Below are 25,154 nucleotides of genomic sequence, written 5' to 3' on the forward strand. Positions count from 1 at the left end.
AACAGCAAGGGTCTGTCGGCGCGCCTAACGCAACAGGAGTCACAGTTGTAACAAAATATTTGGCATGATTTTCTCCCGCTCTGACCTTCCTGGCATCAACGGTGTCACACGTGACCTCACCGGTCCCAAGGGCTATCACAAGGCCAAGCTCCATGAAGGTGACATTGCCGTCGTTGACGCACCGGACATGTCCCGTGCTTTTGCGCAACGCCTCATCGACGCAAAAGTAGCTGCCGTGGTTAATCTGCAGCAATTCACTACAGGCAAGGTGCCAAACTTCGGGCCACAACTCCTGCTGGATCAGGGCACACTACTAGTCGAAAACGCCGATGCCTCCGTAGGTAAAAAGGTGAAGAACGGCAAAAAAGGCCGCATCAACGAGGGCAAACTCTACTACGGAGACCGCTCCATCGGTGGTGGGGAGATCCTCGATATGGACACCGCCTCGGCGCGCTTCGAAGAAGCACGCGAAGCGCTAGGCGACCACATGGAGGCCCTCTCAGGGAACACTGCAGAATTCGTTCGCAGCGAAGCACCATTACTCATCGATGGTCTGGGAATCCCAGACATCGATGTAGACATGGAAGACCGTAAAGTCATGGTCATCTCCGAAGACCCTCACCTCAAAAGCAAACTCAAAGAGTTGCGGTTCTTCTTACGGGAATACAACCCTGTAATCATCGCTGTCGACAAAGTTGTCGACGAACTTATCGATGAAGGCCACCGCCCGGCCGTCATTGTCGGCGACCCAGAACTCATCTCCTCAGCAGGTCTACGTTCAGGCGCAACAGTTGTCCTTCCCGCTGAACCCGACGGGCACGCCAAGGGACTGGAAAGGATTCAAGACCTCGGAGTGGGAGCAATGACCTTCCCCGCCGCATCTGACAACCCAACAGATCTGGCTCTGTTACTGGCCCAATACCACGGTGCATCCATGGTCGTACACCTTGGAGAAGCCATGGATCTGGATCACTTACTAAACGAGGCCTCGTCGGAAAACACGCCTTCTGCCTTGATGTCTCGTCTCCGGGTAGGGCCCAAACTTGTCGATTCTTCCGCAGTTGCCGAACTCTACCGTGTCTCCAAGTCCGGAGGCGGATGGATCTGGGCAATTCTCGGCATCCTCTTGGCACTCGCGGTCATCGTCTTCATTGCTGGGTTCAGTGGCGACGACAGCTTCGTACAGAACCTCATCAACTCCTGGAACAACTTAGCAATCAGTTTCCAAAACCTCTTCAAAGAAAACTAGGAGCTCGAACGCATGAGTAGAGGATCCTCGGGAAAAGTCATCGCCGGCTTAGGGCTCGGCATTGCCCTGGGCACCGCTTTCGGCTTCTACGCCCTAGCCCCAAACGTTGAAGGCGGCCCGGCCGGTAGTAATTACCAGACAGAAAATCAGTTGCAAGCGGAACGCCATGCCCGTCAAGCAGCTGAAGGCAACAACGCTGTTTCCGACGCTGTACTCAGTGAAGTTTCCGGAGACATCGTAAAAAATGAACTAAAGAGCCTCAGCGTCGTTATTTTCACCACGCCCGACGCCAACGCTGATTTCGTCAGAGATATCCAATCTTTGATCAAAGCCGCTGGTGGAAACTTGTCCGGTACAGTCCAGTTAACGGAAAAGGTCCTGAATACCGACAGCGGGGATCAGGTGAAGTCTTTGGCAGCGAATTCCCTACCAACGGGCGTGAAGCTCGATGAAGAAAACCGAACTCCCGGGATGCACGCCGGGCAACTTATCGGTGGTGCCCTCCACACAGGAGATAAGGAAGTTGCTGATTCGGACCGCGCTGTCGCGTTAGGTGCACTGGAGAATGCTGACCTGCTTGCCTATCAAGGAAAGCCACCGGCAGCGGCTGATCTAGCGCTCATCGTGTCAGGTTCCGAGGATAACGATTACGCCACGTCCTTTCTGGCGGACTTTGCCAAAGGACTAGATTCCAAAATGGCTGGGGTAGTGGTTGCAGGTGACTACGAGTCTGCCGAGCAAAACGGTGCAGTGGCTAAAATCCGTGACAACCACGACGCAGCGGGGAACCTCTCTACCGTCGATAATGTTGACACCGAAGCTGGGCGTATCACTGTGATACGTGCATTGCGTGAACAGAAGGATGACAGAGCTGGACATTATGGCTCGGCCTCCAACGCCACAAAAGAGACTGTTGAGTAATACCAAACCTGTGTTATCCTGAAGCTCCGTAGGTAATCCACCTGCGGGGTCTTTTTGTTGCAGAATAAAATAGCTGCGTCATCAGCTGTTCTGGCACGGCCCCGCCCTTCGTTGGGAGAGCATTTTGTCCGGCAACCGTGCAGCGCACAGCACCAAGTTCATTTTCATCACCGGTGGTGTGGCATCTTCTCTAGGCAAGGGGCTTACTGCCGCGAGTCTGGGTCAGTTATTATCCGCCCGTGGTTTACGCGTCACCATGCAGAAATTGGATCCATATCTCAATGTGGATCCCGGAACCATGAATCCATTTGAACACGGTGAGGTATTTGTCACCGAGGATGGGGCAGAAACTGACCTCGACCTCGGTCACTACGAACGTTTCTTGGATCGTAACCTTTCCGCCGCGGGGAACGTCACCACTGGCAAGGTGTACTCCAATGTCATCGCTAAAGAACGTCGCGGGGAATTTCTCGGCAAAACAGTTCAGGTGATTCCGCACATCACCGATGAGATTAAGAACTCGGTTCTTGCGATGGCCCAGCCAGACGACGACGGTGTAGTTCCGGATGTGGTCATCTCTGAGGTTGGCGGCACCGTTGGCGATATTGAATCTCAACCATTTCTTGAAGCCGCACGTCAGGTAAGGCAAGAGATTGGACGTGACAATATTGTGTTCATACACGTCTCTCTGGTTCCTTATCTTGCACCGTCTGGCGAGTTAAAAACCAAGCCCACACAGCATTCCGTTGCAGCGTTGCGCAGCATCGGTATTGTGCCGGATGCTTTAGTGTTGCGTGCAGACCGTGATGTTCCACAGGCCATGAAGGACAAAATTGCTCTCATGTGCGATGTGGATATAGAGGCGGTAGTTGCTTGTCCAGATGCTCCCTCCATCTATGACATCCCCAAGGTTCTGTACTCGCAGCATCTTGATACCTATGTCATACGACGATTGAATCTTCCATTTCGGGATGTTGATTGGTCAACCTGGGGACGGCTGCTGGACTCCGTCCATAACCCAGGTGGTGAGGTGAAAATCGGCATTGTCGGGAAGTACATCGATCTGCCCGATGCGTATTTATCAGTTGCAGAGGCGGTACGTGCCGCTGGTTTCGGACGTAATATTAAGGCCACTGTCACATGGATAGCGTCAGATGACTGCGAAACCAAGGAGGGTGTGAAGAAAGCACTGGAGGGGCTCGATGGCATTGTTGTACCGGGAGGTTTCGGAATTCGCGGCATTGAGGGCAAGATCGGTGCTATCTCTTATGCACGCGAAAACAAACTGCCTCTGTTGGGTATTTGCCTAGGCTTACAGTGCGCTGTGATTGAAGCTGCTCGAGTAGCGGGTTTGGAAGATGCATCGTCTACTGAGTTTGATCCCGATGCTACGACGCCAGTGATTTCCACGATGGAGGAGCAAATGGCTGCTGTTTCCGGTGATGCTGATCTGGGTGGCACCATGCGTCTGGGTTCGTATCCCGCGACGCTTGAGAAAGGTTCGGTTGTCGCTGGTTTATACGGCCGAACTGATATCGCTGAGCGGCATCGCCACCGATATGAAGTCAACAACACGTATCGGGAGCGCATTACAGATGGTTCGGGGCTGCAGTTTTCTGGTACGTCACCTGATGGGCAACTGGTGGAGTTTGTGGAGTATCCACAAGAACAGCATCCATTCTTTGTGGCTACCCAGGCTCACCCGGAGTATAAATCGCGTCCGACTCGTCCTCATCCGTTGTTCCAAGGGCTTATCGACGCAGCGATGAATCACAAGGGTATTGATATTTCCTGAGCTCTGAATTGCTGAGTGGTTCTCACAGCTAACAAGAGGAACAGCAATCGTGGGGAGATCCCCTGAGCTGAGAATCTCAGGAGATCGAAGCTCGAGGAGTTTTGTCTCAGGTCAGACTAAGCTCGACGCTATGACTTCAGGCGAGAATCCGTACACCGTAGAAGACAGTGAACTGTTGTTGGATTGTCCAATCCTGGCTGTTCGGCGGGATACCATCAACACATCAACGGGCCCGGCTAAGCGTGAAATCTTGGAGCATTTCAGTTCGGTAGCTGTGGCGGCACTTCGAGACGGCAAACTATTGATGATTCGTCAATACCGCCATGGGGTGGGGCGTTATTTATGGGAGATTCCCGCTGGCTTGCTCGATATGGCGGGGGAGCACCCATTGCGTGCCGCTCAACGTGAACTTGCTGAGGAGGGAGGTTTCGCTGCTGCTCGCTGGCATCTTCTTGGTGATGTAGTGACATCTCCAGGGTTTGCTGAGGAAATGTGTCGCATATACAAGGCGGAGGAACTTAGTGAAGACCTTTCCACTTTTGATATTCCGGTGCCTGAAGGGGAAGAGGCGGACATTGACAAAGAATGGGTTGAACTTTCCCAAGCCATTGAATGGGTAAAAAATGGGACTGTAGATAACGCCATTGCAGTTGCGGCAATTTTGCATTTGGCGGTGGGGACGGAACGTTGTGTGGATGAAGGGTACAACTATCATTCGTCATTAGCGGAGCGTCGGGCGCCCAAGGCCAATCCCGGTGATGATATGAAGCTGATTGTGGAGTGTTAAACGCGTGGTAGTTCAGTCTCGCCCTCGTAAAGGCACGCAGTATCGCTCGGATCTAGAAGGGACGCAGAGTCATTCCGATAATGAAAGGCTTGTGCAACGCTGGTTGCGCCATCTGAGAACAGAGCGGGATCTTTCGCCGCATACCTTGAGCAATTATCGCCGAGATGTGGAGAAATATACTCAATGGTTAGGAAGTAAGTCGCTGAAGGAGGTGGAGACTTCCGAGATTGAGGATTACCTCATTCATCTTCGCAGAGACAAGAATATGGCCGCGAGTTCCACAGCACGCATGCTTGCAAGTATCAGGGGACTTCACAGTTTCGGTGTTCAGGAGCGCTTACTCGACGCGGACGTGGCGGCAAGCGTCCCTGTACCAGCGCAGGGGGTCAGTATTCCTAAAGCCTTAACTGTCGACGAGGTTGTGCGATTGATCGAGGCTTGCCCGTGTGACGATTCGGCTACTGCTTTGCAGCTGCGGGATCGAACCTTGGTAGAAACCCTATACTCAACGGGCGCTCGTATCAGTGAGCTTTTAGAACTGGATGTCGACGATATAGACGTGAAGAATCAGCTTATTGTGGTTCGCGGCAAAGGAGGAAAAGAGCGAATTGTTCCGCTGGGCTTGCCAGCGATAGACGCTCTTCAACATTACCTTGTACGCGGCAGACCATCCTTGAATAAGAAGGGGAGTCCAGCCTTATTCCTTAACCGGAATGGAGCGCGGATGGGCCGACAAAGTGGTTTCAAAGTAGTGTCTGGAGCAGCTGAGCGCGCAGGTCTAGGGCACGTCTCGCCACACAGTTTGCGGCATAGTTTCGCAACCCACCTTCTTGAAGGTGGGGCTGACGTGCGGGTTGTTCAGGAACTATTGGGGCATGCGAGTGTTGCGACGACGCAGATCTATACGAAGGTGACACCGGAACACCTCCGCGAGATGTGGCAGACCAGCCATCCGCGTGTGTAATAGAGCTAGACCATGTGTTCTCCGTCGATAGCTATATGCCTGGGCGCGAGGGCTGCTAATCTGGAACGTGTAATTTAGCTGCAGCGTCGCTGTCCTAGGTGATGGCACTGTGTGACCTGCTTGTTAGATCTTAAGACAAGGGAAAGGGCTTGACTGTGTCCGGATCAGACGCGTTGTTCGAAAAGCCCGAGCAGAAGATCGGCCTAACGGGTCGTGAACTGCGCGAGCTTCCAGAACCGCAGCCGTTGGACTCCCACGGACCCGCGACGATCATCTCGATGTGCAACCAGAAAGGTGGCGTAGGGAAAACAACGTCAACCATTAATCTGGGAGCATCCCTTGCGGCATTTGGCCGTAAAGTTTTGCTCGTTGATCTCGACCCTCAGGGAGCGCTGTCGGCTGGGCTCGGCATTAGCCACGACGAGCTAGACATCACCGTCTACAACCTCCTTGTAGATGGCTCCACGTCTATTCTCGATGCCCTGCACGCCTCCCCAGTGGAAAATCTCGATGTCGTACCCGCTAATATCGATCTCTCTGCCGCTGAAATCCAGTTAGTGAATGAGGTAGGACGCGAGCAGGCACTTGCCAGGGCACTGCGGCCGGTGATGAAAGACTATGACGTCATCATCATCGATTGTCAGCCGTCCCTCGGATTGCTTACCGTGAACGCCTTGAGCTGTTCAGATTCGGTCATCATCCCTGTCGAGTCTGAGTACTTCTCCCTACGCGGTTTGGCTCTTTTGATGGATACGGTGGACAAAGTTCGGGATCGTTTGAATTTCCGACTCGAAGTTCTCGGCATTTTAGTTACTATGTTTGACCGGCGAACCATTCATTCAAGGGAGGTCATGGAGCGTCTCGTGGAGGCATTCGGGGATAAGGTTTTTGACTCCGTCATCACGCGGACGGTTCGTTTCCCCGAGACCTCTGTAGCCGGCGAACCGATTAATACCTGGGCACCGACATCTTCAGGAGCTATCCAATATGAAAACCTGGCCAAGGAAGTCATCGAACGCATTGCCTCATTACCGTGACACGTAGCCACAAAACCCCCGGAACCCAGCCCCAAGAGGACCCATATCAGCCGGAAATAACGGGTTTTCGCGTCGCTCTGGCTAACTTCGATGGGCCGTTCGATCTGCTTCTCCAACTTATTCACTCGCGCAAAATGGACATCACGGAAGTTGCTCTCGCTACCGTTACCGATGAATTCATTGCGTACACCAAGGGATTATCCAGTTCAGCGGAGGATTTGGATGAAGTCACGGAGTTCCTCGTTGTTGCCTCGACCTTGTTAGATCTCAAAGCGGCACGGCTCGTGCCTCGTGGGGAAGTAGAAGACGAAGAAGATCTTGCGCTGCTAGAACAACGGGATCTCTTGTTTGCGCGGCTGCTTCAATACAAGGCATACAAGGCAGTTGCTGACGTCTTTGCCGAGTGGCAGCGAGCTGCGGCTCGGCGCTATCCAGCAGAATTAACCCTCGAGGAACATCACGCAAATCTCTTACCTCCCGTGAGGGTAGGGCACACTCCGGATAGCTTCGCTGAAATAGCTGCTGCTGTTTTTAGGCCACGCCCCTCTGGGGTGGATACGGGTCATATCCACACCGTGCCAGTCTCCGTGCCGGAGCAAGCAGGCCATATTCTCAGCACCCTAAAAATAGCTGGGAAAAACCACTGGGTGAGTTTTCACAGCCTCATCGCCGATTGCGAGATTTCCATGACCGTGGTCGGGCGGTTCCTTGCGCTGCTTGAGTTGTATAAGGCTCGGGCTATCGGCATCGAACAGCCCGAGCCATTGGAAGAAATGAACATAGCGTGGACTGGACTTGATGTGGATCCGGCCGTTGTAGCCGCCTCAAATTGGAGCTAATTGCGGAATCACCGCTGGCACGTTTTATCTTAGAATGCTCAAGAATAAAGCGTGTTTTTCCAGATGGTTCAAGCAAAATAGGAGAAGACAGACATGAACGAGCCGCTTCCACCCGTGAGCCTACTGCGCAGTCGGGTGGAATCTCTGCTGTTGGTCAGCGATGAACCAATTCTCACTGAGGAGTTGGCTCGTGTCTTGTCATCTGAGGACGAGGTAGTGAGCGACGAGGATGTTCGTGGCGTATTAATCGAGATTGCCGATGAACTCGATATGCGAAATTCAGGTTTTGAACTACGCGAACTACACGATGCGTGGCGTTTATATACGCGCCGCACAAACTCGGACATAGTAGAGGCAAAACTTCTAGATGGGACCCAGCAAAAACTATCGCGTGCGGCTTTAGAAACACTAGCCGTGATCGCATATCGCCAGCCGTGCACGAGAGCACAAGTGGCTGCAGTACGAGGCGTTAATTGCGACGGAGTGATCCGTACACTCACATTGCGCGGATTGATCGCAGAAACAGGTGAAAGTTCTGGTGCGCACCTGTATTCGACGACGGATCTTTTCCTTGAACAATTGGGCATGGACTCGCTTGAGGATTTACCTGAATTAGCTCCGTTATTGCCCGAGGTCGATGACATCGATGACTGATACCCCGGGAAATTCCGGAGGTGTTGGGGCTGACTGCTGTTACATCGAAGGCTGAGAATTACACCCGAGATGTTCAGAACAAGGAAATGACGTCATCCCTGCTAGACTGCCGCTAGAAGCAATCTTCGCCCGAAGCGGTGGGGCATCTCATGCATGGTGGCACGGGGACCCATTCAGCGTGGCAGGGCAGACACCCACATTCCTAGCATTGTAAGGACACACAAATGAACAATCCCGCTCGCCGAGACGGCACACCGGAAAAAGCTCCCAAAGAATCTGATCTCTACATATCCAAAGCTAAGCCGGCCAAACGTCAGCATGTCACGGAGCAACAGAAGAAACAGGCTCTTCAGGGCGGTTCTGAGAAAGTGCGTCTACAAAAGGTCCTTGCCGCAGCTGGTGTGGCGAGCCGGCGGATGAGTGAAAAGCTGATTGCTGCCGGGCGCGTTGAAGTCAATGGCAAGGTCGTCCAACAAATGGGCGTGCGCATCGACCCACATACCGATGTTGTGCGCGTAGACGGTACGCGTATTCAGGTTAATGATGAATTGGCCTATTTCATTCTCAATAAGCCGCGAGGCGTGCACTCGACCATGAAGGATGAATTAGGACGCCCCTGCGTCGGCGAATTGGTGGATATCACCCTGAAACAAGGACAAGGCCTCTTTCACGTTGGTCGCCTCGATGCGGACACTGAAGGGCTATTGCTCCTCACTAATGATGGCGAATTGGCTAACCGTCTCATGCACCCCAAATATCAGATCTCTAAAACTTACATGGCGACTGTATTGGGAGAAGTCGGTCGCGGAGTTGTTCGCGAGCTCAAAAAAGGAGTCGATTTAGAAGACGGCATTGCACGTGCTGACGCCGTGCAGATCGTCGATGTGTGGCAAGGTAAATCCTTGCTGAAGATCGAGCTACATGAGGGGCGCAAACACATCGTGCGCCGTATGTTGAAAGAGCTGGGCTACCCGGTTCAAGCTCTAGTACGCACCAAGATCCATACCGTACAACTTGGTGAACAGAAACCTGGTAGTGTCCGTGCGCTTAACCGTGCAGAGCTCACCAGTCTATATAAGGCCGTGGGGCTGTAGAGCACCCTGATCACGCCGTAATAGGAAGAACATTCATGGAAGGCATGGAGAGGGAGATGAGCGCAAGCAACCTCACGTACTTAAGAACCGTCGATAACCTGGTCGAGGGTGGTTTTATCCTCGCAGTGGACGGGCCATCCGGCACGGGAAAATCTACCGTTTGCCGGCGCGTGGCGCAGGCCGCGGGGGCGAAATACCTAGATACCGGTGCGATGTACCGAGTTGCAACCCTATACGTTTTACAGCAAGGCATCGATCTCGAGAATTTTGATGCCAATGACCACAGTGCAGTTCACGAGATTGTCGAAGCGACGTCCGTACTGCCTTTGCAGGTGAATGAGGATCCGTACGCGACTGAGGTTCTCCTGGATGGGAAGGATGTCTCCGGAGAAATTCGCGGTGCAGAAGTGACTCGACACGTGTCAGCCGTTGCTGCGATTCCGGAAGTACGCGAGAACTTGGTCGCTCTCCAACGATCGATGGCTCTAGCTGCTGGCCGGTGCATAGTTGAAGGGCGTGATATAGGCACTGTCGTTTTGCCGGACGCGCCTTTGAAGATTTTCATGACTGCTTCTGCCGAAATACGGGCTCAACGCCGCTACGACCAAGATCTTGCGGCAGGTCGAACCATAGACTTCGATACTGTTCTCGCCGATGTTGTCCGTCGAGATGAGGCGGATTCGAGTCGAACCGTATCCCCGCTGAAGCCGGCACAGGACGCTATTATCTTGGACACCAGTGACATGAGTATCGACGAGGTCGTGGAAAAGTTCGCTGAGTTGGCGATTGCCTCGGAAGACCATCCCGCCGACCTCCACTTCGACGAAGACTGTGCAGAGGAAGATTTCAGCGGATACTCCGACGTGGACGAGTTAGTGTTCCGTACTATCGATGGTGACATCGTCACTACGGAGGACTTCGCACCCGATACTGCCGGCGAGGACTTCGCACCCGTCTCAGGCCTGTTCGAAGATGATTCCAGGGATGATCCCGGACGCGACGTGCACGACCAGATGGACGAAGGTTCTATTCTCATGGACGCAGAAGACTTCGACCTGCTGGCCAGTGATGATGGCGAGACTGATTGGGACGCGGTAGAGCAGGCTTTCGGCGTGCTCGGGTCCGACGAGGTGGAAAAGGAAGCTCTGTGTACCGTCGCTATTGTTGGTCGTCCTAACGTGGGAAAATCAACCCTGGTTAATCGTTTCATAGGCCGCCGTGAAGCCGTGGTGGAGGATTTCCCAGGTGTAACTCGTGACCGCATTTCCTATTTGGGTGAATGGTCTGGTCGGCGTTTTTGGGTGCAGGATACTGGCGGTTGGGATCCCGATGCTAAGGGCATTCATGGAGCAATCGCTCGCCAGGCTGAAACTGCTATGGCGACGGCTGACGTCATCGTCTTTGTAGTGGATACGAAGGTCGGAATTACCTCCACTGATGAAGTTATTGCGCGCAAGCTGCTCCGTTCCGATGTTCCAGTGATCCTGGTGGCCAATAAGTTTGACTCAGATAACCAATATGCGGATATGGCTGAGTTCTGGTCGCTCGGTTTGGGTGATCCCTACCCGGTCTCCGCTCAGCACGGGCGTGGTGCTGCTGATGTTCTCGATCAGGTTTTGCGAGACTTCCCGGATACGCCGCGAGAAACATCGATCGTCTCTGGGCCACGCCGCGTGGCGTTGGTCGGACGCCCAAATGTGGGCAAATCCTCCCTGCTGAATAAGATCACCGGCGAAGAACGCTCTGTAGTGGATAACGTCGCGGGCACGACGGTCGACCCCGTCGATTCCATCGTGGAATTGCAGGAGAAGACCTGGCGTTTTGTGGATACTGCGGGAATTCGCAAGAAGACTAAGACTGCCCGCGGCCATGAGTTTTATGCATCTCTACGCACCCGGGCGGCGATTGATTCAGCCGAAGTGGCCGTTTTCCTAGTCGACGCATCAGAGCCCATCGCTGAGCAAGATCAACGTGTGCTGCGCATGATCCTAGACTCTGGCAAAGCTTTGGTGGTTGCCTATAACAAGTGGGATATTGTGGATGAAGACCGTCGAGAGCTGTTAGAGCGCGAAATCGAACAGCAACTGGCACACGTTCCTTGGGCACGCCGCGTGAACATTTCCGCGAAAACGGGTCGGGCGCTCCAGAAGCTTGAACCAGCCATGATTGAGGCTTTGGAAAGCTGGGATAAGCGCGTGACCACCGGTCAGCTGAACAACTGGCTCCGCACGGTTATTGCGGAGACACCACCCCCAATGCGAGGTGGTCGTCTCCCTCGAGTTCTCTTTGCTACGCAAGCGTCCACCAAGCCCCCTGTCATCGTGCTGTTCACGACTGGTTTCCTGGAGCATGGTTACCGCCGTTTCCTGGAAAGGAAATTCCGCGAAACTTTCGGTTTCCAGGGCTCCCCAGTGCGGATTGCAGTGCGAGTGAGGGAGAAGCGCGGAAAGAAAAAATGAGGTGAGGATTTTGGGGTGGGAGCTGTGAAGTTAGCTCAACACTACCAGCCAGATTGCCACGTGATGAAGCACGGCAGCCACGATGGTAGCTGCGTGGAACACCTCGTGGAATCCAAACCAACGCTCTGAAGGGTTCGGCCATTTTCTGGCGTACACGATGGCGCCTACGGAGTAGACCACCCCGCCGAGCACCATCAGAAGGGTGACAGCTACACCCAATGAGTTGAAGTAGCCCATTGCGCCGATAACGGCAAGCCACCCCAAGGTGAGGTAGACGACGACATCGAGCCAGCGTGGATGGTTAATCCAGAAGATATTGAGAACGACGGCGGCAATAGCGGCGATCCAGCACACAGGGAGTATCCATAATCCGCCAAAATTGAAGAGTCCATGCCCCACGAAGAAATCGGTGCCAAAAGCACCTATGGTCAAGGGACCGTAGGTGCCGGCGATAAAAACAGCGATCATCGCATGGTCGGCTCGCCGCCAACCATCGATGGCTTCGGCGGAACGCCACGGAGCCCGGTGGTAGAGGGCACTGACCATGAGCATCCCCACGAGGCATAGTGCATAGATCGCGGTGAATAAAGTCATGAGGCTGGCTCCATTGGCCACCGCCGTCACCACGGTTAATGCTGTGCCTGTGCCTCCGAAGTACCACGCAGCGGCACTGTGCAGGCGCCCCCGCATCCAAGGGCGGGGTCCTCGATCGTAGGCGATCCGACGTGCGCGGCTTAATTGGCTGGTTGGCATAGACCCATGCTGTTTAGTTGTCGAGGGCATAGCTATGAGTTTAGCCTTAAAACAGGCCGCTGATGACACCCTCAACATCCACGTCGATTCCCTGCGCAGCAGGAGCCTTCGGCAGTCCTGGCAGGGTCATGACGTCCCCGGTCAATGCCACAACAAAGCCCGCCCCGGTGCGTGGTATCAGCTGGCGCACGTGCAGGGTGTGTCCCTCCGGTGCTCCCAGGGCAGTATGGTCATCCGAGAAGGAGTACTGCGTCTTGGAGACACAGACGGGGAGCTGATCCCAACCATTGGCTTTGAGATAGGCCAGGTCCTTGCGTGCCTGCAGGCTCAGCTCGACATCACTAGCACCGTAGATTTCGCGCGCGATGGTGCGGAGGGTGCTCACCGTACCATGTGAGGGGTCGTAAATTGTGTGTTCCCCCTGTGCCTTTGTCTTCTGTGAGACTTCTTTCTTCGACGCCACCTCGTCCATCGCACCACCAATCCCCGCGACCTCGAGAACGACCTCTGCCAGTTCAATGGCGCCCTTTCCTCCATGCGCCCATACTTGAGTCTCCACCATCCGAACATCATGATCGTGCGCCCATGTACGCATGGCCTCGCGTTCTTCATCGGAATCGGAAGAGAAGAGATTGAGGGCAACAATTGGTTCCACACCGAACTTCCGGATATTGGACGTGTGCCGTTCGAGGTTAACCAAACCTGCTTGAAGTGCTTCTACATTGCTCTTTTGAAGTTCCGCGCGGACTACGCCACCATTGAACTTCAACGAACGGATGGTGGCCACTACAACGGCAGCGGCAACATCGAGTGCTCCCGCACGTGTCTTGATGTCGAAGAACTTCTCTGCCCCCAAGTCAGATCCAAAACCCGCCTCGGTTAATACCACGTCAGCGAGTCCTAGCGCTGTACGAGTCGCTATGAGTGAGTTGCAGCCATGAGCGATATTCGCGAAAGGTCCCCCGTGGACAAGAGCTGGTGTCCCCCCGAGGGTCTGTACGAGGTTTGGATTTATGGCGTCGCGAAGAAGCGCTGTGAGCGCCCCGGCCGCACCGATTTCTCCCGCGGTGACCGGCTCCAAGTTGTAATTTTGCCCGATAACGATGCGGCTGATGCGTGCTTTGAGATCCTCAAGATCGGTCGCTAAACAAAGAATTGCCATTATTTCGCTAGCGGCGGTGATATCGAAACCGGCTTCTCGGGGACTTCCCTGCGCAGGGCCGCCTAAGCCAGTGATGATGTTGCGCAGAGAGCGGTCGTTGACGTCAAGGCAACGCCGCCAACTGATGCGGCGAGGGTCAATGTCCAAGGCATTCCCCTGATGAATGTGATTGTCCACTAGTGCAGCCAGGGTATTGGTCGCTGCAGCGATAGCATGAAGGTCACCTGTGAAATGCAGGTTGATGTCTTCCATCGGGACGATCTGAGAATATCCGCCACCGGCGGCGCCGCCCTTGATTCCCATCACAGGACCCTGGGAGGGCTCACGTAGCGTCACCATTGTGCGGTGTCCCGCTTGGCGCATTGCATCAGCTAATCCGATAAGTACTGTGGACTTTCCCTCGCCTGCGGGAGTAGGAGACATTGCGGTGACCAGAATGAGCCGGCCTTCGCGCTGCGCAGGGGATCCCTTGAGTTCTTTGAGCCGTGGCACATCGATTTTGGCCTTGGTGTGACCATAGGGGATAAGTGCTTCTTCGGGAATGCCGGCGCGCTCAGCAATTGTGGTGATGGGCTCGGGGGTGTGAGCTTGAGCAATTGCTACATCTGATGGCTGTGTATCGAGAGCGTTGTTAGCAACAGAAGTGGTCATGGTTCAACCATAACGAAGTGTCTTTACTGCCCTGACTGAGATAGGCATAGATAGGGATAAAAGAAGCGCAATTTTTCGGTAGTAGCTGCAGCTATGTGCAGAGACCACTGAGCGTTTGAGTGAGATATTGCTGAAGTTGCCGGTGGTGGCGTCGTGTCCAGAAAACAATGGTGAGCTGGAACAATACCGAGGATCAAGGTGCCGTAATTCACAAACAGGGGAAAGAATTGGGTGTGAACATTACAGAAAACCCACATGTGGACACCTAGAATCAGAGGGTAGCCCGGACACCCCCGGGACCATGATTTTTCAACGGACTAACGAGGATCCATGACGACTCCACAGCAGCACCAGAACGACTGGAATGAGCGCCTCCATGAGGCTCAGCAGATGCTTCCGCTGATCAGCAAACTCCACCGCGAGAAGAACGTGGTGACTTCCATATTCGGTCGATTGCTGGTGAACCAGACTGACATTGACATCATCAAGTCACACCGTTACGCACGTCGCGTTGTTGAAAAGGAGATGCCCCTAAGCCAGACCCTTCCGGTTCTCCAAGAACTGGTGAAGATGGATCTGGGTACCGCATCCATCGACATCGGATCCCTCGCGCGCCGTTACGAGAAATACGGCGAAGGGCAAGAGCTAGGTGCATTCATCGAAGATCAACTCAGAGAGGTCATCGGTACGCAGACCGGCCGCGAATCCCGTGACGTTGTCCTCTACGGATTCGGACGAATCGGACGCCTACTAGCTCGCATTCTGGTCTCTCGCGAGGCTATGTATGGCGGCGCACGTCTACGCGCTGTAGTCGTCCGTTCCAAAGGCGCCGGAGATCTTAAAAAGCGCGCATCGCTATTGCGCCGCGATTCCGTACATGGGGCCTTCGATGGAACCATCACGGTGGATGAGGACAAGAACATCATCTACGCCAACGGTACGGCCATCCAGGTCATTTACGCCAATGACCCATCTGATATCGACTACACTGCCTACGGTATTGAAGACGCGATTGTCGTGGACAACACCGGTGTCTGGCGTGACCGGGAAGGATTGTCGAAGCACCTGGAGTCTAAGGGAGTTTCTCGTGTTCTGCTGACGGCTCCGGGTAAGGGAGACATCCCTAACATCGTCTATGGCATCAACCACGGTGATATTAAAGATGATGAGAAGATTCTCTCCGCCGCATCGTGTACGACCAATGGTATTACCCCAGTGCTCAAGGTCATTGCTGATCGTTACGGTGTCAAGCACGGTCACGTTGAGACTGTCCACTCCTTCACCAATGACCAGAACCTCATCGATAACTACCACAAGGGCGAGCGTCGCGGTCGCGCGGCAGGTCTGAACATGGTGATCACTGCCACCGGCGCGGCGAAAGCTGTTTCTAAGGCTCTGCCGGATTTCGCGGGTAAATTGACCGGCAACGCCATCCGTGTTCCTACCCCCGACGTCTCTATGGCCGTCCTGAACCTCGACCTTGAGACTGAGGTGGAAGCCGAGGAGGTAAACAACTTCCTGCGCCGTGTTTCTTTGCACTCGAATCTCCGCCAACAGATCGGCTACATTCAGAGCCCGGAGGTGGTCTCTACCGATTTTGTGGGCACGACCAATGCAGGCATTGTGGATGGTCTGGCTACCATTGCCTCCGGAAACCACCTGGTTCTTTATGTGTGGTACGACAACGAATTCGGCTACTCCAACCAGGTTATTCGTATTGTTGAAGAGATCGCCGGAGTACGTCCACAGGTTCTCCCTACTCGTCGTGAGGCTAACGACGTATAGCGATAGTGGCGGATAGACCCACAAGGAATCTGTTTTCAGCTCACAAGTGCATAAGCGGAAAGAACCCCTGGGGATACTCCCACACATAGTGGTGAGTGTTTTCTCCAGGGGTTGTGTATGTGGGCAAACTCTATGTGAGTAGATAATCTGCCTGTCTGACCCAGCCCGTCCGGCGAGCGATGCCCCGGTGCTACGCGGAGGTTCGATAAGTCAAGCGGCGGTAGCACACGCGCTTAAAGAAGCAGAAGGATGAGGATCTGGCAGCCAAGAATCTTACCAATCATGGCTGTCGGGTAGACGGTGGTATAACCCCGTGCTGCTAATTCTGTTCCGGTTTGTCCGTTGAGATAGCCCAGGAATGCGGGGTTTGTGGAGACTCCCGCTGCCACACCCATTGCTTCATCCCAGCGTAGGCGCATGAATACTGTGCCTACGACGCCGCACACGAGAGCGGAGGTGACGGTGAAGAGAAAGCCTACGGCGATATAGGTCAGGGACGACGGGTCTGTGAGTGCATTACGGAAACCTTGACCAGCCGTGGTACCGACGCCCGCGAGAAACAGTGCGAGGCCAAGTCCTCCGAGGGAACGGTTAGCGTGATAGGGCATTTGCCATTGGATTTTTCCTGTGCGGGTCAGCGCGCCGAGGACGAGACCGATGACGATTGGGCCGCCGCCGAACCCTAGCGACATATGAGTTCCCCCTGGAAGTGGTATGGGCACCGCACCCAAAAGCAGCCCCAGCGCGAGTCCCAAGCTGAATGGGAAAAGATCCACGTCTGCCAGAGAGCGTTCTGAATCACCGAGGAAACGCTCGACATCCTTCATCCGATGGGCAGGAGCTACGGCGCGAACACGGTCGGAGAATTGTAGTACATCGTGGTCGTGCGGAACGACATCCTCGTCGCCTCTGCGCAGCCGCGTAATGAGGAAACCGTGGGAGAGCGGATCGATATCTTTAATGGTTCGACCAGCTACCGCAGGGTTAGAGATTGTCATACGACGGTAGCTGATATCTGATTTTGTGATCTCTAGGGGAACCTCCACGCCCAGCAGTGCAATGGCCTTATCTAATTCCTGGGGTGTTCCAGCGATGACGAGAATCGCTCCACCATGAGCCTCGGCCTCATCATGGGCTAGTTCTTCGTCGAGATCATCGGTCGCTAGCGGCACCAGCTCGTCACTGTTGGTGAGCAAACGGATGGTATCAGGATCCGGATGAATGATGCGTGAGACCATAATGTCCGCCCCGGAGAATCGACGCAGACCGTCGATGGTTCCACCGATGCCGTCGCGCAATAGCACACTTCGGTGTTCGAGAGGAGCATGGAGTATGCCTTCGTCGAGGGCATCTTGCACGTGGTTGACTTTGAGTACCTTTGCGCCGATAGCCGCGACAGCGATTGCGCCGAGGATTCCTCCTGGGTAGGCCAAGGAATACCCGACTACGGGGTTGGCTGCGAGATCGCGGGCGGAATTCTCCAAGACCTGCACAATAGCTGCCATGCCAGGGGTACTGGTTAGAGCTCCGGAAAGGGTACCTGCGGCGGTGGCTCCGTCAAGATGTATGAGCTTAGTGATTGCGAAAGATCCAGCGACCAAGGTGACGAGCAAAATAGCGACGAAGGCATTCAATCTCCAGCCACGGTGGGGAAGGTCGGCAAAAAATGCACGACCTGCGGTGAGTCCAATGGTGTAGACGAAGATCGATAAGCCCAGTTGATAGAGCAGCGGTGGCATCTGTATGTCCGGGTTGGCCGTAGAAAGTGCCAAAGCGACGAAGAGCACCGCCGCTGGTCCCAGAGCTATGCCAAACACACGGATACGCCCCAGTGCGAATCCGACGGCGCAAATCACGACGAGGGTGATTAGTGGTTGTTCTGCGAGGAAATCCAACAATGCATTCATGTCAATGTAGAGTTTGCCACTTTTGTTGTCTGCTTTCTCTCTATCAGGGGTAGGAGGGTGTTGCGTTTTGAGTTGTCACGCCTTGTAAACCCAGATGCCTTTCACCGCTCATGAGTTTTTCAAGAAAAAGACGAATAAAGGCCGGTGAAGTTTTTAAGCTAAAAGAATGATGTCAACGAGTGATCACTCAGCTTCGGTTCGCGTGCCTTTTGCTATCGGTACATCCAGCGCCTCCACACAGATTGAAGGCACAATGCCTCCGAGTAACTGGACTAGATGGGCCGAACAAGGACGGGTAGTAGATGGTACAAGCCCCAATCCAACGACCGATCACTGGGTACGTTGGGAAGAAGACAACCAACTGATGCAGAGCCTGGAACTGCAAATCGCCCGGGTGTCTGTGGAGTGGGCGCGAATAGAGCCACGCCCCGGGCATTTTGATGAACAAGCGCTACAACGTTATGTGCAGGAATATCAAGATCTGAAAGAAAGAGGCGTGCAGCCTCTCGTGACTCTTCACCACTTCAGTCACCCGTTGTGGTTTGAAGATTTGGGAGCGTTCACACGGGAAGAAAATGTGTCTATCTTCCTCCGCTTCGCCCGGGTAGTGGTGGAGCATTTGGGAAGCATTGTGGATGACTGGGTCACAATCAACGAACCGAATGTGTATGCTACTCAAGCCTTTTTATTCAACGAAACCCCGCCAGGGGGTAAGGCAAACTGGAGGCGCTTGCGCTGTACGTTGCGCAACATGGCTATGGCTCACATCAAGTGTTACGAGCTCATCCATGACATGCTCGACAGCCCAGGCAGGAGCGTGCGTGTGGCTTTTGCCCATCATGTCCGCGCCTTTGCTCCTATGAACCCTAAGAATCCGGTGCACAAAGCATTTACGTGGATTGACGATGCATTGTTCAACCGCGCTGTGGAAGACTCGTTTGTAGTGGGGAAGTTCTCTGCATTCCTGGGTGAACCCAAGACCCAGATCACACCCGGTTTTTATGCTGATGCTATCGGTATCAATTACTATTCCCGCACTGCCGTTACGGGTATGAGCGATGGGACGTTTCCGGATGTTCCTGTAAATGATTTGGGCTGGGAGATATTTCCGGAAGGGCTGGTGGAGTCGGCGCGACGGCTCAATGCCCGCTACCAGCTGCCAATTTGGGTGACAGAAAATGGAACCGCGGATAACGGAGCGGACGGTAAACTCGAGCGATTTCGGTGTCGTTTCCTATTGGATCACATCACAGCGATGGCTCAAGCGTGCGAATCCGGGGTGCCCATTGAGCGTTACTATCACTGGTGTTTTGTGGACAACTGGGAGTGGACGGAGGGGATGGCACAGCGTTTTGGCATCGTTGCGATGGAACCGACAACCCTCGATCGCGTCGTGAAACCCAGCGGTTATCTGCTACGCGACATAATTCGATCGGGCGCAGTGACCGCAAAACACTGGGAGACTTACGCTGAACCCGAGGGCTACCCACGAGGTGTACCTCTCAGCCAACCAGGCAAGGAGTCGGTGCGATGACGGATGTGAAACCCCCGAAGAGCCACACGCCGAGCGAACAGCACCAGCAACAGGTTACTACCCGCACGAGTACAGACGTCAATCAGAGGCCAGATGTTTCGAGGACGTGGCTCACACAATACGGACTCGCATATTTTGGCTCATGTATTGGCTGGGCGGCTCCGTCGCAGCTACTCCTGGGTAACCAGTTGATGATTCTGCGCCCAGAGGATAAAGAAAATGCCCTAAGCCTATTGATGATGATAGGTGGAGCAGCAATGGTGATTACCAGCTTGTTTACGGGCTATCTATCAGATCGAACAAGAAGCAAAATTGGGCGCCGTATGCCCTGGATTTTGGCGGGGACTGCGATCTGTACTGCTTGTTTAGCTCTCATGCCAGGTTCACCGAATTTCGCTCTGTTGGTGGGGCTGTGGGCTGTGTTTCAAATATTCATGGCCTTTGTGACAAACAATCTGTTGACTCTAGGACCGGACGTAGCACCGCAACGGCAATTTGGCATGATCTCTGGGGTGTTGGGGGCTACGTATACGTTGGGGCTAGTTTTGGGTACGGTTGTGGCTTCTGCCGTGGCTCTGGCGCCGGCTTATTACATCACAGCGGGTTTGTTAATGGTGCTCGTATGTCAGATGGCTACGGGGCCTGGCCTGCGAAAGTTGTTAGAGGCTGAGCGCCACGCCGATCAGTACGGTGATGATGCGACCGAATCCGTGTTTAACACTGCTGTTTCTTTGGAAAAGGAGCGTACCGCGATTACTGGTGGGTCTTTGCATCCCGTTTTGTAGTGCATATAGGCAACTACGTGGCACTGTTCTATCTGTTGTACTACCTGAAGGATCACATCGGTGTGGCTAACCCCGATGAAGGAGTGATGCTCCTGACGGTCATCTACGCAGTCTGTACTATCATCACCGCGATTGTCGGCGGTAGCCTTTCGGACAAACTGCATCGCCGCAAGATTTTCGTCATTATCGCTTCATGGAGCGTGTCCAGTGCCACTATCGTCATGGCGTGGGCCGAGACGCTGGCACCAGTCATCATCGCGGCAGTGATTCTGGGGTTGGCGTGGGGAGTGTTCACCTCTGTGGATCAGGCACTCATCAATGAGGCTCTGCCTAGCGAGAAAAACCGTGCGCGAGATGTCTCCATCATGACGTTGACCGTGGGGATAACAAATATGCTTTCCGGGGGGATAGCGGCCTTAGCACTGAATTATTTAGGCGGATATCCAGGGCTTTACCTTTTGTGCGGTGGTGTCTGCATCCTCGGGTCGCTGCTTGTCGTGCCAGTACGGTCTTCGCGCTAAGAGTGGATCGCTAAAGTCCCCGCGTCAAAAGGCTCTGAATGTGCGACCGCCCGCGCAGCTCCACGTCACCGGTGAAATGCCGTTCGTAGGTTGCCAGGGCGGCATCGTTTCGTCCGTGTGAGACCGCGGGTTCTCGGTGGCCCTCCGTCATGTTCGTTTATGTGTCACCTTCTTCGACGTCATTGCAGCGCTTTCACGCTGGATTACGCGTTCGACAGGTGTAGCCACAACGGTGGTGACAGCGACCGTGATGAGAGCACTAAGCATAAGCGCGGCATCTTCACCGGGATGGAGAACTCCCAATTGATTGCCGGTGGTCGCAGCTGCCACAGGTACTCCCATTTCGACTGCCGTCATGAGAGCTATCGTGAGGGGCTGTCCGGTGAGCACCGGGACTATGTGAGCAAGAAATGCTGCGGCGCCGAGCGTAATGCCAAGAATGATCATGTGAGGATGTTCCACCAGTTGACGGAGATTGAGTGATGCGCCGAACCAAACGAAGAATATTGGTGCAAAAAGTCCCTCTGAGAGGGTGAACATTTGCTTGGCGAGCCGCTTGGGCTCACCTACGGCGCCAACTGCGAGACCTGCAGCGAACCCAGCCAACATGACGGAGACTCCAGTAGTTTGTGCTAGCGCTCCCAAAAGAAAGATGATCACGAGGGAAATGCGCAGTTCGAGAACCATTTCCTTGGCTTTGGACCATGTGCGAAAACGCTGTTCGTAGCCGTTGTTTACCAGATATTTGAGCACGACGTACAAAACGACGGCGCAAGCGATGATTGCAAGTGCGCCGAGTGCTGTGTGGAGGAGTTTATCCGGTCGCAGTACGAGAGGAAGAACAGGGATAGAGAAGGCGTCCGCCAGGGCGATTTGAGGAATCATTTGGCGCATAGAAGGGCCATCGAGCGGGTAGTTTCCCAGTGCAGACAGGATGAGAGCTGCAGAGGATGACGTGATCAACACTGCGTAGAGCGCGCTGTGACCCGTGCCGAAAAATTTGCTCAAAGCCACACCGAGAGGGACTGACACCACAGCCACAAGAAAGGCCCGGAAAATGCCCGTTTTGAGATCGTGCTTATCTAAGGTTGCGAAAGAGGGGACATGAGTACCTGCAACGAACATGAGGAGGATAAAGCCGATTTCTGCGAGGAACTTGAATTCTTCCCTGTTGGCGTCGAGAATTCCGAAGCCAGTTGCTCCGAGCAGAACGCCCATCCCCAATTCTCCTACGACCACGGGCATGCTCACGCGACGTCGTGTGACAACAGCGGTTCCGGCGATGGCAACTGCCAGAATGATCGCTAGTTGAAAGAAGCTCATAGCCGGAGATAGTACTCCCGACCATGAGCGCCTACGGTGATTATGAATTGATTAAACGGAAGTGTATTCGCAAACCTGCGCAGGGGTTATTTCTCAGGGTGTGAGCTGAGCACAACCTCGAACTCCAAGAGGTCAGCTCCCGTGGCTACCGGAGTGCGTCCCCCAGTGTGAGCCGTAGACTGAGTGTGGTTTTCAGAAGAACTCGAAGGCTTACGAGTGTGGGGATCTGAATCACGCCAGGCTTCAAAAGAGGATTCGTCGGTCCAGCGGGTCACTACGAAGTACCGATCATCGCCCTTGACTGGGCGCAAAAGCTCAAAACCTTCGAAACCCGGCGCGTTATCCACAGCATGTTGGCGAGCGGCGAAGCGTTTCTCTAGCTCTGCACCTTTGCCCTCTGGAACAGTAATTGCGTTGATCTTTACAATACTCATGAAACCGAATCTACCCCTCATTTATTCGGAAGAACGCTGAGAGAATTCAATTAGAAGAATGCTCTGGGAGCCTGGACGAACTTTCCGGAGACAATGTGCTTGCAGTGCAGTACTCAGCGAAGGCGTGTGCCACGATTCGTCCTGCGGCCACTATGTCAGGATCAGCGGCCGTCATCTCTGCGACCATAGGCTCAGGATCATGACCGTCGCCCTCCATCCATGCGCCCATGAGCTGAGGACTGGCCTCTGGATGAAATTGAAGGCCGAGGGCACTTCCCACACGGAAGGATTGATGCGCATAGCGTTGGGACGTGGCCAGCAACGTAGCTCCCGGTGGCAGTGCAGTAACAACATCGTGATGGCTTTCCGCTGCGATGAACTTCTGAGGCAAATGCCTGAGAACCGGATCTTTCATTCCCTCAGCGGTGAGACACAAGGCAAAAGCACCCTCCTCACCTTCCTGGGCGAGGGTAACCGTGCCACCAAGCGCGTCCGCGAGGATCTGGTGGCCAAGGCAGATGCCGAGAAGTGGCGTGTGAGCGTCGACAATCTGAGTGATGAGATGGTGCAACTGAGGCATCCACTCATAGCCATTCAGACAATTGTCTCTGCCTCCAAGGACGATGACACCGTCTCCTAGTTCTTCGAAGGAGGGAACCGGCTCGTGCCATAATTCGACAGTGCTAATGCTCAAACCAGCATCACACAGCCACTGGGCGAAGCGATCAAGGGGGACGGCTGGATCCGGTTGAAGGACTGTGACACTAACACGCATGGCAGCGATGGTATTGTTCCCGTGTTTCGACCGGATTACGCGCGGGATAACCTCTGGGATTACCCCTGAGAGCTCTCGAGGGATGAGACGCGTGGGAAAACTCTCTGTGCTCGAAAAAAGAGGACAATATGAGAAACAGGCCAGAACATGTCTGTGAAAACATTCTCTGACCCGTCGATGGTCGGGCTAGCGGGATTTGAACCCGCGACCCCCACACCCCCAGTGTGGTGCGCTGCCAAACTGCGCCATAGCCCGCATGTCTCGTGAAGAGACATGAACACCATACAACAGTCTCTTCGGAGAAACCTCGAGCGGGTCCATAACTGCACGCGACCGGCGTGTCGCGCTGTTTCCTTTGAGAGGCCTAAGGCGCGAGTTTTCTAGGGGAGGAGGTAGGAAATTCTGTGGTTAGCGCGAGATTATTCTGCCCGAGTATCTACTGGCGTATCGGTAACGACAATCCCATCAGAATCGCAGTATGCGATGTGTCCAGGAATGAAATCCACTCCACCGAAAGAAACGGTGACATCACGGTCACCTTCGCCAGTTTTGGTGGACTTACGAGGGTTCGTCCCTAGCGCTTTGCATCCGAATTCCATCGTCTTGATCACCGCAGAATCCCTAATCGCACCGTTGACGATTATTCCTGCCCAACCGTGATCTTTGCCGAGACCAGCGATGATGTCTCCCACGAGAGCTGTATGGAGGGAAGCGCCTCCATCGATGACTAACACGCCACCGGGATTATCCTCACTCAACACACTTTTTAGTAGAGCGTTGTCCTGGAAACACTTGACGGTGGTGATCGGTCCGGCAAATTCTGTCTTGCCTCCCAGGTCGTGGAATTGCGTGTCGCAAGAACGTACGTCTTGGCCGATAGTGTCCACTAAATCTGCGGTCGGAATAAACTTCACGGTAGTCATGGCACCACCTTACGTCACCTCCGTTTTACGTCACATAGGGTTGGGCCCACGCTGCGATTAATTCGCCAACTCGTTGGCCGGAACCACGCCGTGTGAGCAAATGATCTACTTCTGGTACCGCAATGAGGCTGGCTGGTTGGAGGGCCGCGTCGATAATCTTGAGTGCGTCTCGGAATGGAACCGTCTGGTCGAATGGTGAGTGAGCGACCATGAGGTTCACCTTCTTTCTCCCTAGCGCCTCGATATCGCGGGCCGGGACAGATCGGGCAAGATCTTCCAGCATCTCTTTCGTGATGCGAATTGAACGACCGGAGAGAGGAACATCTAGATAGGTACCTGCTGAAGCTTCAGCGAGCTGCTCGATGAGGTCGGGTAGAGTGATGGCCGCATGGCGTGGGTCAAAGGGGGCACCAATTGTTGCTACGGCTTTCACCGAGGGAATACGAGAGCCAGCGCGAAGAGCAGCGGCGCCACCCAGAGAATGTCCCACCAGAAGTGCCGGAGCAGTGTACTTTTCGCTCAGCCACGTGGCGACGTGGTGGAGATCGTCCACATTATGGCTCAAGGTTAGATCGCTGAATGTGAGACGCAGACTTGCGTAGCCGTGACGGGCGAGAGTCTTTGAGACGCGGCTGACTCCAGGAGAGTTTTTATTGCACGTGAAGCAATGGGCGACGAGTGCGACTGCACCGTTGTGTTCAGCGGGAATATCGTATGTGGCCTCGATCATTCCATGAGGCCCTTCAGGCACTGTGACATTAGTGGAACGGATAGGTGCCACCTTGAGAGTCATGTTTCTTGC

General features: G+C 54.2%; 22 protein-coding genes and 1 tRNA gene. 14 read left to right on the forward strand and 9 right to left on the reverse strand.

From position 1 onward, the window contains the following. Window positions 1-64 precede the first annotated feature (64 nt). The 10 genes from steA to der all read left to right on the forward strand — a co-directional run bounded on the left by steA (window position 65) and on the right by der (window position 11,799). Entirely contained in the window at window positions 65-1,249 is a 1,185-nt protein-coding gene (steA, locus tag GP473_RS04000; protein ID WP_185769699.1) for a putative cytokinetic ring protein SteA, read from the forward strand. Window positions 1,250-1,261: 12 nt separating this feature from the next. Beyond that, entirely contained in the window at window positions 1,262-2,170 is a 909-nt protein-coding gene (locus tag GP473_RS04005) for a copper transporter (RefSeq protein ID WP_185769700.1), read from the forward strand. A gap of 124 nt (window positions 2,171-2,294) precedes the next feature. Beyond that, window positions 2,295-3,965 (forward strand): CTP synthase, encoded by a 1,671-nt coding sequence (pyrG, locus tag GP473_RS04010; RefSeq protein ID WP_185769701.1) that lies wholly within the window; start codon window positions 2,295-2,297, stop codon window positions 3,963-3,965. Window positions 3,966-4,095: 130 nt separating this feature from the next. Continuing rightward, window positions 4,096-4,752, forward strand: coding sequence for an NUDIX domain-containing protein (locus GP473_RS04015; RefSeq protein ID WP_185769702.1), 657 nt, complete (start codon window positions 4,096-4,098; stop codon window positions 4,750-4,752). A 4-nt stretch (window positions 4,753-4,756) separates the two neighbouring features. Continuing rightward, window positions 4,757-5,716 carry a site-specific tyrosine recombinase XerD gene (locus tag GP473_RS04020; RefSeq protein WP_185769703.1) on the forward strand — a complete coding sequence of 320 codons (960 nt, stop codon included), beginning with the start codon at window positions 4,757-4,759 and terminating at the stop codon, window positions 5,714-5,716. Between the two features lie 149 nt (window positions 5,717-5,865). Then, window positions 5,866-6,753, forward strand: coding sequence for a ParA family protein (locus tag GP473_RS04025; RefSeq protein ID WP_281381145.1), 888 nt, complete (start codon window positions 5,866-5,868; stop codon window positions 6,751-6,753). Further along, the gene (locus GP473_RS04030) at window positions 6,750-7,592 is read left to right on the forward strand and encodes a segregation and condensation protein A (protein ID WP_185769704.1); all 843 of its coding nucleotides are present in this window, start codon (window positions 6,750-6,752) and stop codon (window positions 7,590-7,592) included. The genes GP473_RS04025 and GP473_RS04030 overlap by 4 nt, the downstream gene beginning before the upstream one ends. 93 nt (window positions 7,593-7,685) lie before the next feature. Beyond that, a complete protein-coding gene (gene scpB, locus GP473_RS04035; protein WP_185769705.1) occupies window positions 7,686-8,246 on the forward strand; it encodes an SMC-Scp complex subunit ScpB in 561 nt (186 codons plus the stop codon). A gap of 224 nt (window positions 8,247-8,470) precedes the next feature. Next, the gene (locus GP473_RS04040) at window positions 8,471-9,340 is read left to right on the forward strand and encodes a pseudouridine synthase (RefSeq protein WP_185769706.1); all 870 of its coding nucleotides are present in this window, start codon (window positions 8,471-8,473) and stop codon (window positions 9,338-9,340) included. A gap of 56 nt (window positions 9,341-9,396) precedes the next feature. Further along, entirely contained in the window at window positions 9,397-11,799 is a 2,403-nt protein-coding gene (gene der, locus GP473_RS04045; protein WP_246394907.1) for a bifunctional cytidylate kinase/GTPase Der, read from the forward strand. Between the two features lie 30 nt (window positions 11,800-11,829). Here the strand turns inward: der and trhA are convergent, their stop codons facing one another. After that, window positions 11,830-12,489, reverse strand: coding sequence for a PAQR family membrane homeostasis protein TrhA (trhA, locus tag GP473_RS04050; protein WP_185770649.1), 660 nt, complete (start codon window positions 12,487-12,489; stop codon window positions 11,830-11,832). Between the two features lie 109 nt (window positions 12,490-12,598). Then, window positions 12,599-14,365: a formate--tetrahydrofolate ligase gene (locus GP473_RS04055; RefSeq protein WP_185769707.1), complete on the reverse strand. Its 1,767-nt coding sequence runs from the start codon at window positions 14,363-14,365 to the stop codon at window positions 12,599-12,601. A 330-nt stretch (window positions 14,366-14,695) separates the two neighbouring features. Here GP473_RS04055 and GP473_RS04060 point away from each other — a divergent pair, with 330 nt between their 5' ends. Further along, on the forward strand, window positions 14,696-16,150 hold the full coding sequence (locus GP473_RS04060; RefSeq protein WP_185769708.1) for a glyceraldehyde-3-phosphate dehydrogenase: 1,455 nt from the start codon (window positions 14,696-14,698) through the stop codon (window positions 16,148-16,150). A gap of 233 nt (window positions 16,151-16,383) precedes the next feature. Here GP473_RS04060 and GP473_RS04065 read toward each other — a convergent pair whose 3' ends face one another. Then, window positions 16,384-18,048 (reverse strand): aspartate:alanine exchanger family transporter, encoded by a 1,665-nt coding sequence (locus GP473_RS04065; RefSeq protein ID WP_185770650.1) that lies wholly within the window; start codon window positions 18,046-18,048, stop codon window positions 16,384-16,386. A 178-nt stretch (window positions 18,049-18,226) separates the two neighbouring features. Here GP473_RS04065 and GP473_RS04070 point away from each other — a divergent pair, with 178 nt between their 5' ends. From GP473_RS04070 to GP473_RS09465, 3 genes are read left to right on the forward strand one after another with little or no spacing between them, the layout of a single operon-like run. Further along, the gene (locus GP473_RS04070) at window positions 18,227-19,591 is read left to right on the forward strand and encodes a glycoside hydrolase family 1 protein (protein WP_185770651.1); all 1,365 of its coding nucleotides are present in this window, start codon (window positions 18,227-18,229) and stop codon (window positions 19,589-19,591) included. Next, the gene (locus GP473_RS09460; protein ID WP_246394909.1) at window positions 19,588-20,376 is read left to right on the forward strand and encodes an MFS transporter; all 789 of its coding nucleotides are present in this window, start codon (window positions 19,588-19,590) and stop codon (window positions 20,374-20,376) included. Before GP473_RS04070 ends, GP473_RS09460 begins: the two co-directional genes overlap by 4 nt. 17 nt (window positions 20,377-20,393) lie before the next feature. After that, complete coding sequence (locus tag GP473_RS09465) at window positions 20,394-20,897, forward strand: MFS transporter (protein WP_246394910.1); 504 nt, start codon at window positions 20,394-20,396, stop codon at window positions 20,895-20,897. Window positions 20,898-21,044: 147 nt separating this feature from the next. Here the strand turns inward: GP473_RS09465 and GP473_RS04080 are convergent, their stop codons facing one another. The 6 genes from GP473_RS04080 to GP473_RS04105 all read right to left on the reverse strand — a co-directional run bounded on the left by GP473_RS04080 (window position 21,045) and on the right by GP473_RS04105 (window position 25,145). Then, window positions 21,045-22,220, reverse strand: coding sequence for a cation:proton antiporter (locus GP473_RS04080; RefSeq protein WP_186277184.1), 1,176 nt, complete (start codon window positions 22,218-22,220; stop codon window positions 21,045-21,047). Window positions 22,221-22,306: 86 nt separating this feature from the next. Then, window positions 22,307-22,654, reverse strand: coding sequence for an antibiotic biosynthesis monooxygenase family protein (locus GP473_RS04085; protein WP_185769711.1), 348 nt, complete (start codon window positions 22,652-22,654; stop codon window positions 22,307-22,309). A gap of 46 nt (window positions 22,655-22,700) precedes the next feature. Further along, window positions 22,701-23,429, reverse strand: a complete 729-nt coding sequence (locus GP473_RS04090) for a type 1 glutamine amidotransferase (protein ID WP_185769712.1) — start codon at window positions 23,427-23,429, stop codon at window positions 22,701-22,703. Window positions 23,430-23,607: 178 nt separating this feature from the next. After that, window positions 23,608-23,684 (reverse strand) — tRNA-Pro (locus tag GP473_RS04095). 164 nt (window positions 23,685-23,848) lie between these two features. Continuing rightward, window positions 23,849-24,352, reverse strand: a complete 504-nt coding sequence (gene rraA, locus GP473_RS04100) for a ribonuclease E activity regulator RraA (protein WP_185769713.1) — start codon at window positions 24,350-24,352, stop codon at window positions 23,849-23,851. A 25-nt stretch (window positions 24,353-24,377) separates the two neighbouring features. Beyond that, a complete protein-coding gene (locus GP473_RS04105; protein ID WP_185769714.1) occupies window positions 24,378-25,145 on the reverse strand; it encodes an alpha/beta hydrolase family protein in 768 nt (255 codons plus the stop codon). Between the last annotated feature and the right edge of the window lie 9 nt (window positions 25,146-25,154).

The organism is Corynebacterium anserum (genome assembly GCF_014262665.1).
Lineage (GTDB): Bacteria > Actinomycetota > Actinomycetes > Mycobacteriales > Mycobacteriaceae > Corynebacterium > Corynebacterium anserum.